The organism is Sphingobium sp. Z007 (assembly GCF_900013425.1).
Lineage (GTDB): Bacteria > Pseudomonadota > Alphaproteobacteria > Sphingomonadales > Sphingomonadaceae > Sphingobium.
On the sequence record NZ_FBXK01000005.1, the window covers coordinates 2,339,887 to 2,353,242 of the forward strand.

A 13,356-nucleotide genomic window follows, 5' to 3' on the forward strand; every position below is an offset into this window, starting at 1 on the left:
AGGGTCGCACAGAGGCTTCCGGCGCGCCCCTACAGGAAATGCCGCGATGCGGCAAGGGCAGGCGCGTCGAGCGGGTTGGAACATGGGCGCGATCCGCCCGACAGTCTGAATGGGCAGCATATCTCCCCGCTTCTGCGGACTAACCTGTTGCTTTACATCCGCGCAAAAGCCCCTTGCCCGCCGCGGCTGGCTTTCTATGGTGCCGCCCGTCGCCAATATATAACCTGTCCCTGCCAAGGAGCCTTCCTCGATGCGGTCTGCCGCCACCTTCGCCTTTGCTTCCCTGATCGCCCTCGCCACCCCTGCGCTGGCGCAGAAGGAAGCGCCCGACGCTGCCAAGCAACATGCCGACAAGGTGGCCGAAGAAGTCGCGGCCAATTGGGCCAGCGCGCCGGTCGAGGAAGTGACGCAAAGCAGCAAGGGCACCGCCCGCGTTGATGGCAAGGCTATCCCCTACACCCAGACCGCCGGCACGCTCACTATCCGCGACGAAAAGGGCAAACCGGTCGCGAGCATGTTCTACACCGCCTATACGGCGGCGGGTAAGAACCGCCCGGTGACCTTCCTTTACAATGGCGGCCCCGGTTCCTCTTCACTGTGGCTGCGCATGGGCAGTTTCGCGCCGGAGCATGTCCGCACCAGCAACCCGGAAGCGGTCAAGCCCGCCCCGTTCGACGTCGGCCCCAATAATGACAGCCTGATCGGCAGCACGGACATGGTGTTCCTCGACACGATCGGTTCGGGCTATTCGCGCATATTGGGCGACGCCAAGCCATCCGACTTCTATAGCGTCGATGGGGATGTGGACGCCTTTGCCAAGGCGATCATCCGCTACACGACGAAAAATGGACGCTGGGCGTCGCCCAAATATATTTTCGGCGAAAGCTATGGCACGACCCGGTCGGGGGCGCTCGCCTTTCAGCTGGAGGATCGCGGGCTGGCGCTCAATGGCGTGGTGCTGCTGTCGTCGATCATGAATTATGGCGTGCGCCAGTCGGGCTTCGACACCATCCATATCGGCTATATCCCCAGCTACGCCGCGACCGCGTGGTATCATAACCGCGTGCCCGGCGGCCGCCCAGAAAGTCTGGAAGCCTTCGTCGAGGAGGCGCGCCAGTTCGCCAACGGCCCCTATGCCACCGCGCTGCTCAAGGGGTCCGACATCAGCGTGCAGGAAACCGACCAGATTGCTCAACAGCTAAGCCGCTTCACAGGCCTGTCGGTCGATTATCTCAAGCGCGCCAACCTGCGCGTCAGCCTGTCGCGCTTCCGCAAGGAATTGCTGCGTGAAGGGCATGAAACGGTCGGCCGCTTCGACAGCCGCTACAAAGGCATAGACGCCGACGCGGCGGGCGAGGAACCGGAATTTGATCCGTCCAGCACCGGCATCACCGGCCTTTATGTGGGCAGTTTCCTGGACCAGGTGACGCGGCAGATCGGCTACAAGACCGACCTCAACTACCGCCTGAGCGCGCGCGAGGGCGGCGATTTCAAATGGGACTGGAGCCATCAGGCGCCCGAAGGCGGCAAGCAGAATGTCGCGGACGTGACCGCGGACCTGAGCGCTGCGATGCGCACAAACCCGCATCTGCGCGTGCTGTCCCTGAACGGCTGGTACGATATGGCGACGCCCTTCTTCTCGACCGAGCGCGATTTGAAGCACATGATGCTGGAGCCGCAGCTACGCCAGAACCTTCAGTTCAAATATTATCCGGCGGGCCACATGGTCTATCTGAACCCGGAAGCACTGCACCAGATGCGGCTCGACATGGAGCGCTATTACGCGGAGGGCGCGCGCTGATTGCATCGGGCGCGGGACCGGGCCATATTCGCCATTGAAGCGCCACTGTTATAGTCACATATGACAGCTGGTTCGCAATGCCGTTGGGAGACGATATGGCCACGACCGCGCCCACCACGACCGTTACTGCCGACCCGCTGAACCTGACCGCGCCCGATCCGGTGCCCGTGGTCGCGCCTGAAAGGGCGGCGGGTCTGGTCCCGATCGAGGACGAAAAAAAGTCCAAGCTGGACGAGAAGGTCGACGCCTTCGTCGCGGACCTGATCGCGCAGGACGCCAATTCGCCCGAGTTCGGTGCGCGCGTCGATCAGCTGACCAATATGGGGCGCAAGGAAATCGCGGAGGCCGCAGGCCACTCCAACCGATTCCTTGATCGCCCAGTGCGGGCAATGGACAGCGACACCAAGGTCGGCGCCGACCTGGCCGAACTGCGCCGCACGGTGGAGGATCTCGATCCGGGCAAGCGCGGCAACCTGCTCGCGCCCAAGAAGCTGTTCGGCATCATCCCCTTCGGCAATAAGATGCGCGACTATTTCGACGGTTATAAGAGCGCGCAGGGTCATATCAATTCCATCCTGGGGTCGCTGGCCAGCGGCAAGGACGTCCTTATCAAGGACAATGCCGCGATCGACGTCGAGCGGCAGAATATGTGGCAAACCATGGGCCGTCTGGAACAGATGATCCATATCAGCAAGACCATGGACGCGCGGCTGGAGGCCAAGGCGCTGGAACTGGATGCGACTGATCCGACCAAGGCGAAGGCAATCCGCGAAAGCGCGCTGTTCTACATCCGCCAGCGCACGCAGGATCTGCTGACGCAAATGGCGGTGACGGTGCAGGGCTATCTGGCGCTGGACCTGGTGAAGAAGAACAATGTCGAACTGGTCAAGGGCGTGGACCGCGCCAGCACCACGACGGTCGCGGCGCTGCGGACGGCGGTGACGGTCGCGCAGGCGCTGGCCGGGCAGCGGCTGGTGCTGGAACAGATCAGTGCGCTCAACACTACGACTGCCAATATGATCGACCGGACCGGCGAATTGCTCAAAAGCCAGACCGCGCAAATCCACGAACAGGCCGCGGCGAGCACGATCCCGATCGAAACGCTCCAGCGCGCCTTCCAGAATATCTACGACACGATGGACAATATCGATGCCTTCAAGCTCAAGGCGCTGGAGAATATGAAGATGACGGTGAACACCCTGTCGGGCGAGGTCGAAAAGTCCAAGGGCTATATCGCCCGCGCGCAGGGCCAGGCGCAGGCGGCACAGCAAGTACGCGCCGACAATCCGCTGCTGAGCGCGATCGAGGGGTGATGCGCTTGTCCCATCCAACGCCGTTCGGTTCGAGCTTGTCGAGAACCCGGCCCACGACGTTTTCGACAAGCGCGAACCGAACGGAGAAACAGGAAGGATGAGCCGGTCCGACCGTGTCCTGGCCGATGCCGAGGCCGTGCTGCGCCGCCACAGCGATCGCGGGCAGAGCCTGTCCGCCCGTGCGCGGCAGCGGCGCAATGCGGGGCTGATGCGCAAGGTCAAATATGCCTTTTGGGCGGTCTTGGCGGTGGTGCTGGCGAGCGCGGTGGCGGGCTTCATCCTGCCGCTGGGCGTGACCGGGGTGATGATCGCGCTGGGGGTGATGATCGCCGCGCTGCTGCTGATCGCCCTGATGCCTGCCGAAAGCCGGGTGAAGACGGAAGCACTGGCCGCGACAGAATTGACCGCGCTGCCGCTCAAGACAGAAATCTGGCTGGAAAACCAGCGCAAGGCCCTGCCCGCCCCGGCGATCACCCTGGTCGACAGCATTGGCGTGAAGCTGGAGATATTGGCGCCGCAACTGGAGCGGCTGAACGATCAGGAACCGGCCGCGCAGGAAATCCGCCGCCTGCTGGCCGATCATCTGCCCGAACTGGTCACCGGCTATCAGTCGATCCCGCAGCCGCTGCGCCGTGAGGAACGCAATGGCCGCGTGCCCGAAAAGCAATTGATCGACGGGCTGTCCGTCATCGACGCTGAAATCGGGCGGATGAGCGAGAGCCTGGCCAGCGGCGACCTGGACAAGCTGGCGACGCAGAACCGTTTTCTGGAACTGAAATATCAGGAAGCCAAGGAACTCGGCCAGTAGCGCCGTCTGGTTCCTGACATGATCCACCTCACCCTTATCATAGTCGATTTCCTGACGGGCCTGCTGGCGGCTGGCGCCTGGGCGCTGGCGTCGGCCGGCGGCGCGATCGCGGCGGCGGTCGGTGGCGGCGTGCTGGGCGTGTCGCTGTTCCGGCGGTGGCGGCGCAAACCTTAGAGCGCGATGACGATAGGTCGACCCATCTCGTTCCGTTCGTTTCGAGCGAAGTCGAGAAACGCATAGGCAGCGCTTCCCGCTTCTCGACTTCGCTCGAAGCGAACGGGTCAATGTAAAGTTATCAGACTCTAAATCTCCAGCTGCGATCCCAGTTCGACCACGCGATTCACCGGCAGCTTGAAGGATTCCATCGGGCTTTCCGCATTGCGGATCATCCAGGCGAACAGTTTTTCGCGCCAGATCGCCATGCCGGGCCGGGCCGACGGGATCAGCGTCTGGCGGCTGAGGAAATAGCTGCTGTCCTTGACCGTGATCGGCCCGCCGCAATCCTGCACTGATTTAAGTGCGGCGGGGATGTCCACTTCCTCCATGAAGCCATGGTTGAGCACGACACGGTAGAAGCCCTGACCGTTATCGGTCACGGCTATCCGGTTCTCCTCGCGCAGATGGGGCACGCCCTGCGTCCGCACCGTCAGGATGATGTTGCGGTCGTGCAGGATGCGATTGTGCTTCACATTGTGGAGCAGCGCGGGCGGCACCCCGTCGGTGCTGGACGACAGGAAGATCGCGGTGCCGGGCACGCGTTTCAATGATCCGCTGGTCGAGCGGATGAACAGGTCCAGCTCCATCGCGCCGTCGCGCAGCCGTTCGCGCATGATCCGTCGCCCGGTCGCCCAGGTGGTCAGGCCGACAAAGGCGATCGCCGCTACCAGCAGCGGGAACCAGCCGCCATCGGGAATCTTGGTCGCGTTGGACGCGAAATAGGCGCCGTCCACGATCAGGAAGGCTAGCGTCACGCCGCCCGCGACTAGCGGGTGCCAGCGCCATACGCTGAACGTCAGCACGCCGACCATGCAAGCGGTAATCAGCATCGTGCCGGTGACGGCGATGCCATAGGCCGCGGCCAGATCGGTCGAACTGCCAAAGCCCAGCACCAGCAGGATGACGAAGATCAGCAGCGCGACATTGACCAGCGGCACATAAATCTGCCCGGCCGCCGACGCGCTGGTGTGGAGGATACGCAGGCGCGGCAGGAAGCCCAGTTGCACCGCCTGCTGCGTGACCGAAAAAGCGCCCGAAATCACCGCCTGGCTGGCGATGATCGTCGCCATCGTGGCGAGAATCACCAGCGGCAGGCGCGCCCATTCCGGCGCCATCAGGAAGAAGGGATTGGCAGCAGCAGCAGGTTCGTCGAGCAGTAGCGCCCCCTGCCCTAGATAGTTGAGCAGCAGGCAGGGAAATGCGGCGTAGAGCCAGGCGATGCTGATCGCCTTGCGCCCGAAATGGCCCATGTCGGCATAAAGCGCCTCCGCCCCCGTCACCGCCAGCACGACCGATCCCAGCGCAAGGAAGGCCAGTTGGGGGTCATAGGCGAAGAATCGCACCGCCCAGACCGGGTTGACGATGGCGATGATGTCAGGATGGCGCAGGATGTTGAGGATGCCCAATGCGGCCAGCACGAGGAAATAGACCACCATGACCGGACCGAACAGCGCGCCAACCTTGGCTGTGCCATGGCGCTGGATCAGGAACAGCCCGACCAGGATGACGATCGCGATCGGCAGCACCAGTGGGGTCAGGCTGGCCTGCACCACGGTCAGCCCCTCCACCGCCGACAGCACCGATATGGCAGGCGTGATGATCGCGTCGCCATAGAAAAGCGCGGTCGCCAGCACGCCCAGCATGGCGATCCACGGCGTCCAGCGCGATGGCCCCAGCCGCCGCCCGATCAGCGCCAGCAACGCCATGCTGCCGCCTTCGCCATGATTGTCCGCGCGCATGACGATGAACACATATTTGACCGTGACGATCAGCGTCATCGTCCAGAAGATCAGCGACAGCACGCCATAGATATGTAGCATGTCCACGGTCAGGGGATGATGACCGACGAAACTTTCTTTGAGCGCATAGAGCGGCGAGGTGCCGATATCGCCGAAGACGACGCCCAGCGCGCCCAGCGCCAGCGGCGCCAGCGGCTGCCCCGCGCCGGCATCGTGGGGCCGCGCGTCGTCGGTCGGGGAATACATTGTCGAAGTCCTTGCCTGCGTCGGTCCGTCCGCGATGCCATGAACCGGCATAGCATTTCCATAGGGATAAGGGGGCAGGCGCATAGTATTTTCGTATAATTCGGAGCTGGGCCGTTGTCGGCAGCCGTCAATTCCTACGCGATTTCAACGGCCAGCGGGATTTTGCGCTCTCGCATTGCTACGCGCCTGTGGGTAGATGAAGCGCCCCCCCTGCGATGGAGGTTGCATCATGTCCCATTGGCGTCCCCGCCCCGCCGCACATATCGGGCTGCGGTTGATCGGGTTGGCGCTGCTCGCCAGCCTGCGCCTGCAAGCCGCGTGGCTGCACATGCTGGTGCGGCAGTCGCCGTCGGTCACGCCGCTGCAATTGATGGTAGCGGCGTCCTGCTTCGTCAGCGCCGCGGCGGGAATCGCGCTGTTGCTGATGGGGCCGGACCTGTGGAAGCCGGTGCGCGTGGCCAGCCGCTGGCAGGGCTGAGGCGCTTGTCGCATGGGCGGGGGAAAATCGCCCCGGACGGCCGATGATGCGTGCAGTTCATCAAGGGACCGTCCGGGATCGCAACGTCATCGTACTTTGGAGAGGTAATGACAACGCTGTCCTGACGCTCTAGATGATTCGCGCAATCGACGCAACTGGCTTTGGTAAAATTGGAAAGAGCGCGGCCATCCGTCCGATGACCGCGCCCCGATCGGCGTGCGTTGGCGGGGCTCAGCCCGCGTAAAGATGGGTCGGCAAACCGCGCACGCCGCTCTCCACTTCGAAAAAGCCGCCGTCATATTCTGTCGGATCGTCCATCCCCACGCTCGCCGAACTGACGAACATGCGGTCGAGATTCCCCCCGGCGAATGTGATGTTGGTCACCTGCCGCGCCGGCAGGGCGATGGCGCGGTCCAGCCTGCCGTCCGGCGTAAAGCGGCTGATCCGGCTGCCGCCCCAATGGGCCACCCAGATATGCCCCTCCGCGTCCACGGTCATGCCGTCGGGATAGCCATCCTCTTCGCTAAAGCGGATGAACGGCTCGCGATCGGTCGCGCCCTCTTCGGTGCGACGGAAGCGGTACATCTGCTGTTTGGCCGTGTCGCTATGATAGAGCCACGTCCCGCAGGGCGAAAAGGTGGGGCCGTTGGGCACGCGATAGTCGCTATCGATGACGCGCCAACTGCGATCGGGCGCCAGGCGGTAGAGCACGCCGCGATCATGCTCTTCGGCCATGTCCATCGTGCCGCACCAGATATGGCCCTGCGCGTCCGCCTTGCCATCGTTCATCCGGTTGCCCGGAAAATGCGGCTCCGGGTCGGCGAACGCAGTGATGACTAGCGGGTCGAGGCTGATCTCGGCAAAGCCGCTCTGCAAGCCGCCGATAAAGCCGCCCGCCTGACGCTCCGCCACCCAGCCCAATGGCTCCGGCATGGCGAACCGATCGACCGCGCCGCTTGCCAAAGACAAGCGATTGAGCGCCGGGGCGAGGATATCGACCCAATAGACGGCATTATCACGCGCCGACCAGAGAGTCCCCTCCCCCAGCGTGTCCGCAACACCGCGGTCGATCAGCCGCCATTCCTGCATCAGCGCGCCACCGACAGGCGATAGACCATTTCATGATGATAGGGCTTGCCGGGATCGACGCGCGCCGACACGAAGCCGGGCTGGTTGGGCGCATCGGGGAATTTCTGCGGCTCCAGCGCGATGCCGTCGCCCATGCGATAGACATGTTGGTTCTTGCCGATGAAGGTGCCGTCCAGGAAATTGCCGGTATAGAATTGCACGCCCGGTTCGGTCGTCAGCACTTCGAGCACGCGGCCCGACACCGGATCTTCCAGCCGCGCGGCCAGTTCCGGCGTCTTGGTCGCGCCCTTGTCCAGCGCGAAATTATGGTCGTAGCCGCGCCCGGCGATGATCTGCGCATCGCGGCCGTCACGCAGGCCATCGGCCACACGGCGCGGCGCACGGAAATCGAACACCCCGCCTTCGACCGGCTTCAATGCGCCGGTCGGGATCAGATTGGCGTCGACCGGCGTATAGGCCTTGGCCGGGATCGTCAGCATATGGCCCATCGCGCCATCAGGCGAGCCTTCGCCCGCCAGGTTGAAGATGGCGTGATTAGTCATGTTGACGATGGTCGGCTTGTCGGTCTTCGCATCGAAGGCGATGCCGAGGTTGCCGCTCTCGTCCAGCGTATAGGTGACGGTCACGTCCAACTTGCCGGGATAGCCCGCATCGCCGTCCCGGCTGGCCAGGCCCAGCACCAGCGACGCCTTCGGGCCGCTCTTGAGCGAAACGACCTTCCACACCTGCTTGTCAAAGCCTTTGCCGCCGCCATGCAGCGAATTGACCTTGTCGTTCAGCGGCAATTGATAGGCCTTGCCGTCGAGGCTGAATTTGCCGCCGGCGATGCGATTGGCATAGCGGCCCACGGTAACGCCGAAATAATTGGGGAAATCGACATAGGATTTGAGGTCATCATAGCCCAGCAGCACGTCGGCAATCTGACCATCTTTGCCGGGGCCGGACAGCGACTGGAGCGTCGCGCCATAGGTCAGGATTTTCGCAGAGACGCCCGCGCCATTCTTCAACGTGATCGTTTCCACCGCCGCACCATTAGCGGTGCCGGCGGGCGCGCGGCTGGCGTCCGCAGCCATCGCCGTACCGCTTGCGAGCGTGACAGCAAGCGCATACAGACCGACAGCAGGTGACAACGCTGTTTTCAAATCGACGACCTTTCGCATGGACTTCCTCCCTGACAGTTGCGCCCATTGACGGGCGGTTAAGGGGGATATACTCCGACAAAATAAGTGCATGCAAGCCCAGATCGGTTTGCCGCGCTACTGGAACTGCAGTGGAGAAGGATGAATGGCAGGACCGATCTCATCAGGCGCGGGCGTGACCGCGACGCACAATCCCGGCACGCGCTACGGCCCTGCCCTGGCTTTGCTCGCCAGCCTCTTCTTCATGTGGGGCTTCATCACGGTCATCAACAACACGCTGCTGCCGCATCTGCGCAGCGTGTTCGAACTGAGCTACACCCAGACGACGCTGATCGAATCGGTCTGGTTCATCGCCTATTTCGTCGCTTCCATACCGTCGGCCAAGCTGATCGAGCGGGTCGGCTATCAGAAATCGCTGGTGATCGGCCTGCTCGTCATGGCGGCCGGTGCGCTGGGCATGACCGTGGCGGCGTCGATCCCCTCCTATGGCGTGACCCTGGTCATGCTGTTCGTGATCGCCAGTGGCATCACATTGCTACAGGTCGCGGCCAATCCCTATGTCGCGATCGTCGGCAAGCCGGAAACCGCCTCCTCGCGTCTCAATCTGGTGCAGGCGATGAACTCGGCCGGGACGATGCTCGCCCCATTGTTCGGCGCCTATCTGATTCTGGGCCGGTCGAAGGGCGGCACGGCGCAGGGCGACGTCGTCCTGACGCAGGCCGAACGGCTGGCCGATGCCCAATCCGTCATCCTGCCCTACGTGATCGTGGCGGCCGTGCTGGCGGTGCTGGCCATCGTTATCGCCCGCTTCCCGCTGCCCGCCATGGGCAATGCGACCCAGCGCCACAGCAAGGAAGAGCGGAAGAAATACTCGCTCTGGAACCATCGCAATCTGGTGTTCGGCATCCCGGCGATCTTCATCTACCTGATCGCGGAAATCGGCGTCGCCAATCTGTTCGTCAATTTCGTCAGCCAGCCTGACATCGCCAACCTGACCCATGAGCAGGCGGGCCGCTACCTGACCTTCCTGTGGGGCGGGATGATGATCGGCCGATTCGCAGGGTCTGCGATCATGCAGAAGTTCGACGCGGGCCATGTCCTCGCCGCCTTCTCGATCGGCGCGTTCGTCGTCATGCTGGTCACGGTGTTCACCACCGGGCCGGTCGCCATGTGGTCGCTGATCCTGGTCGGCCTGTTCCATTCGATCATGTTCCCGACCATCTTCACGCTCGGCATCAAGGGGCTTGGCCCGTTGACCGAGGAAGGGTCGGGCCTGCTCATCATGGCGATCGCTGGAGGCGCGCTGGTGGTGGTGCAGGGTTGGCTGGCGGATCATTATGGGTTGCAGACCAGCTTCCTGCTGACCGCGATCTGCGAACTCTACATCCTCTTCTATGCGCTGTGGGGATCGAAGACGACCCATGCGCTGCCCGACCAACAGGTCGCGGCCGAATAAGCCGAGGGTCGCACCTGTGGCGCGATAAAGGCCGGAGCGGGATATCCGCTCCGGCCTTTTTTATTCATCCACCACAACATCCGTTCGTTTCGAGCGAAGTCGAGAAACTAAGCGCTTAGTTTCTCGACTTCGCTCGAAACGAACGGGACTCACTGCTATCCTGCCATTGCGCTCGCCGTATCCTCCAGCGCCAGATCGACCAGCAACCCCATCGCCTCCGCCGCCGCCGCAGGGTCACCCGCGGCGATCGCATCATAGACGCGGACATGGTCGGGAATCGGGTTGCGCGGCAGGGCGCGCGCGCGCTGCTTATATTGCGTCGTCCAGTTGACCGCCGCGCCGATGCTGGCGGTCAGCACCAGCAGCGCGTCGTTGCGGGTCGCGTGCAATATCGCATTGTGAAAATCGCGGTCCGCCGCCCGCCCCGCTTCCGTCGCCAGCGTATGGCGGCGCATCGCGGCCAACGCGTCCTTCATGATCCGCAAATCTTCTTTGTCGCGGCGCTGCGCCGCCAGCCGCGCGGCGGCCGGTTCCACGATGGCGCGCAGTTCGAACAGGTCGCGGATGAACTGAATGTCCGGCTCCCCGGCAAAGGCCCAGGCGAGCACTTCGGGGTCGAGCAGGTTCCAGCGGTTGCGCGGCAGGACGCGGGTGCCCGCCTTGGGCCGACTTTCGACCAGCCCCTTGGCGGTCAGCACCTGGATCGCCTCGCGATAGGCGCTGCGGGAGACTTCCAGTTCCTCGGCGAAGGCGACTTCGCCCGACAGCACGTCGCCGGGCGCATAATGGCCGGACAAGATCGCCATGCCCAGCTTGTGCGCGATGGCGCCATGCAGCCGCCGTCCAGGGCCGCGAACCGCCTTAGCCGCGCCGCCATTTTCCGCCTCAATATTCTGCAAAGACGGATCTTCCTTCGCCATTTCCGCTCCTCTCGCCTTCCCCCAATCAGGCATATCCCGCCCTATAATACAAGCATTGCCATTACCATCATCCTGTAATATGTCGGAGTAATTAGCAGATTCACCGCCGCCGCTTCGTCCTCCCGGACGATTTCAAGGCGCGCGGCAAAAGGCTTGTGGTTTGGATTGAGCGCCGTTTCCAGGCGCGCGGGAGGAGAGTTTTCATGACATTGCGCCTGTTGCAGCACCGTTCGGACAGTGGCGAGCGGACGGTCATCGCCGCGCAGGGCGACGCGGCCTATGTCGTGCCCGGCTTCGCCACCATCCGCGCGCTGGCGCTCCATGCGATCGCGCGGAAGATCAGCCTCGCCGCCGCAGTCGAGGCCGCCGGCCAAGGTCCCGCCGTCGATATCGCCGCCGCGTTCGAGGCGGGTCGCCTGCTCGCCCCGATCGATCATGACGATGATGCGCATGTCCAACTGACTGGCACCGGCCTCACCCACCTTGGTTCTGCCGAAGGTCGCGACAAGATGCACCGCGAAGCCGCCGCCGCCGAAAAGCAGACCGATTCGATGCGCATGTTCCTGGAAGGGCTGGAGGGCGGCAAGCCCGCCGCCGGCGCAGTCGGCCAGCAGCCCGAATGGTTCTACAAGGGCGACGGGTCGCAGCTGGTTGGCCCTACCGATCCGCTGACCATGCCCGCCTTCGCCCAGGATGGCGGCGAAGAGCCGGAACTGGCCGGCATCTACATCATCGGCGAGGACGGCACGCCCTATCGCATCGGCCTCGCGCTCGCCAACGAGTTCAGCGACCATGTGACTGAGCGGCACAATTATCTGTGGCTCGCCCACTCCAAGTTGCGCCAGGCCGCGCTTGGCCCGGAACTGCTGGTCGGCACGCCGCCGGAGCATATCGAAGGGTCCAGCCGCATCCTGCGCGATGGCAAGGTCATCTGGGAAAAGCCGTTCCTGTCGGGCGAAGGCAATATGTCGCACAGCTTCGCGAACCTGGAACATCATCATTTCAAATATGATCTGTTCCGCCGCGCGGGCGACGTGCATGTCCACTTCTTCGGCACCGCGACCCTGTCGTTCAGCGACGGCATCGTGCCGGAAGAAGGCGATGTGTTCGAAATCATCGCCGCGCCCTTCACCCTGCCGGTGCGCAATCCGCTGCAACGCGCGCCAGCTGTCCAGGTCGCTGTCCAGGCGCTCTGACAACTCATGGATCCGATCCGTATCGCGATCGTGGGCATAGGCAAGATCGCGCGCGATCAGCATGTGCCGGCGATCCGGGGCAACAGCGCCTTCAGCCTGGCGGCCACCGTCAGCCCGCATGATGCGGGCCTTGACGGCGTGCCGCATCATGCCAGCCTGGACGACCTGCTGGCGCAAGGCCCGGCGGTGGACGCGATCGCGCTCTGCACGCCGCCGCAGGTGCGTTACGACCTGGCGACGCAGGCGCTGGGCAAGGGCATCCACCTGTTCCTGGAAAAGCCGCCCGGCGCGACGCTGGCGGAGGTCGACGCCTTGCAGGCGCAGGCCGACAAGGTCGGCGTCAGCCTGTTCGCCGCCTGGCACAGCCGCTTCGCGGCAGGCGTCGCCCCGGCGCGCGCTTGGCTGGCCGAACGGCGCATCGATAAGGTGTCGATCGTCTGGCGGGAGGATGTGCGCGTCTGGCATCCAGGCCAGGCCTGGATCTGGCAGCCCGGCGGGCTTGGCGTGTTCGATCCCGGCATCAATGCGCTGTCGATCGTCACCCACATCCTGCCGCGCCCCTTCTTCCTGAAGGACGCGACCTTGGTGCTGCCCGAAAACCGCGCTGCGCCGATCGCCGCCGACCTGGCCTTCCGCGACACGGCCGGTGCGCCGATCCACATGGATCTCGATTGGCGCCAGACCGGCCCGCAAAGCTGGGACGTCATCGTCGAAACCGACGCCGGCACGCTGAAACTGGCACAGGGCGGCGCGGTGCTGACCCTGCCCAGCGGCACAGACCATGGCGAAGATGTCGAATATGCCGGCCTCTACGCCCGTTTCGCCACGCTGATCCGGGGCGGCCGATCGGATGTCGACACCAGCCCGCTGCGGCTGGTCGCCGACGCCTTTCTGCGCGGCAAGCGCGAAACGACCCAAGCATTTCACGACTGACTATCAACAGGAGAGGATGGAT

At 63.8% G+C, this 13,356-nt stretch carries 12 protein-coding genes; 8 read left to right on the forward strand and 4 right to left on the reverse strand.

The window, feature by feature from the left end:
* Positions 1–250: 250 nt before the first annotated feature.
* The 4 genes from CEQ44_RS19340 (at position 251) to CEQ44_RS24550 (ending at position 4,096) form a co-directional block, all read left to right on the forward strand.
* Entirely contained in the window at positions 251–1,801 is a 1,551-nt protein-coding gene (locus CEQ44_RS19340) for a S10 family peptidase (protein ID WP_088184787.1), read from the forward strand.
* Between the two features lie 95 nt (positions 1,802–1,896).
* Positions 1,897–3,114: a toxic anion resistance protein gene (locus CEQ44_RS19345; RefSeq protein WP_088184786.1), complete on the forward strand. Its 1,218-nt coding sequence runs from the start codon at positions 1,897–1,899 to the stop codon at positions 3,112–3,114.
* Between the two features lie 97 nt (positions 3,115–3,211).
* On the forward strand, positions 3,212–3,922 hold the full coding sequence (locus tag CEQ44_RS19350) for a hypothetical protein (protein ID WP_088189839.1): 711 nt from the start codon (positions 3,212–3,214) through the stop codon (positions 3,920–3,922).
* Positions 3,923–3,940: 18 nt separating this feature from the next.
* Complete coding sequence (locus CEQ44_RS24550; protein ID WP_176401072.1) at positions 3,941–4,096, forward strand: hypothetical protein; 156 nt, start codon at positions 3,941–3,943, stop codon at positions 4,094–4,096.
* Between the two features lie 128 nt (positions 4,097–4,224).
* On the opposite strand, the gene CEQ44_RS19355 is transcribed toward CEQ44_RS24550, so the two are convergent.
* Positions 4,225–6,123, reverse strand: a complete 1,899-nt coding sequence (locus CEQ44_RS19355) for a potassium transporter Kup (protein ID WP_088189840.1) — start codon at positions 6,121–6,123, stop codon at positions 4,225–4,227.
* Positions 6,124–6,352: 229 nt separating this feature from the next.
* Between CEQ44_RS19355 and CEQ44_RS19360 the strand changes: the two genes are divergently transcribed.
* Positions 6,353–6,601, forward strand: coding sequence for a hypothetical protein (locus CEQ44_RS19360; protein WP_088185506.1), 249 nt, complete (start codon positions 6,353–6,355; stop codon positions 6,599–6,601).
* A gap of 231 nt (positions 6,602–6,832) precedes the next feature.
* On the opposite strand, the gene CEQ44_RS19365 is transcribed toward CEQ44_RS19360, so the two are convergent.
* Together CEQ44_RS19365 and CEQ44_RS19370 are read right to left on the reverse strand one after the other, a co-directional pair.
* Positions 6,833–7,690: an SMP-30/gluconolactonase/LRE family protein gene (locus CEQ44_RS19365; protein ID WP_088185490.1), complete on the reverse strand. Its 858-nt coding sequence runs from the start codon at positions 7,688–7,690 to the stop codon at positions 6,833–6,835.
* A complete protein-coding gene (locus CEQ44_RS19370; RefSeq protein WP_088185491.1) occupies positions 7,690–8,850 on the reverse strand; it encodes an aldose epimerase family protein in 1,161 nt (386 codons plus the stop codon). Before CEQ44_RS19370 ends, CEQ44_RS19365 begins: the two co-directional genes overlap by 1 nt.
* Before the next feature lie 124 nt (positions 8,851–8,974).
* On the opposite strand from CEQ44_RS19370, the gene CEQ44_RS19375 reads away from it, so the two are divergent.
* Entirely contained in the window at positions 8,975–10,285 is a 1,311-nt protein-coding gene (locus CEQ44_RS19375) for a sugar MFS transporter (RefSeq protein WP_088189841.1), read from the forward strand.
* Positions 10,286–10,440: 155 nt separating this feature from the next.
* On the opposite strand, the gene CEQ44_RS19380 is transcribed toward CEQ44_RS19375, so the two are convergent.
* Positions 10,441–11,205: a FadR/GntR family transcriptional regulator gene (locus CEQ44_RS19380; protein ID WP_176401073.1), complete on the reverse strand. Its 765-nt coding sequence runs from the start codon at positions 11,203–11,205 to the stop codon at positions 10,441–10,443.
* 203 nt (positions 11,206–11,408) lie between these two features.
* Here CEQ44_RS19380 and araD1 point away from each other — a divergent pair, with 203 nt between their 5' ends.
* Complete coding sequence (araD1, locus tag CEQ44_RS19385; protein WP_088185492.1) at positions 11,409–12,401, forward strand: AraD1 family protein; 993 nt, start codon at positions 11,409–11,411, stop codon at positions 12,399–12,401.
* Positions 12,402–12,407: 6 nt separating this feature from the next.
* A complete protein-coding gene (locus CEQ44_RS19390) occupies positions 12,408–13,334 on the forward strand; it encodes a Gfo/Idh/MocA family protein (protein ID WP_088185493.1) in 927 nt (308 codons plus the stop codon).
* The last annotated feature ends 22 nt before the right edge of the window (positions 13,335–13,356 follow it).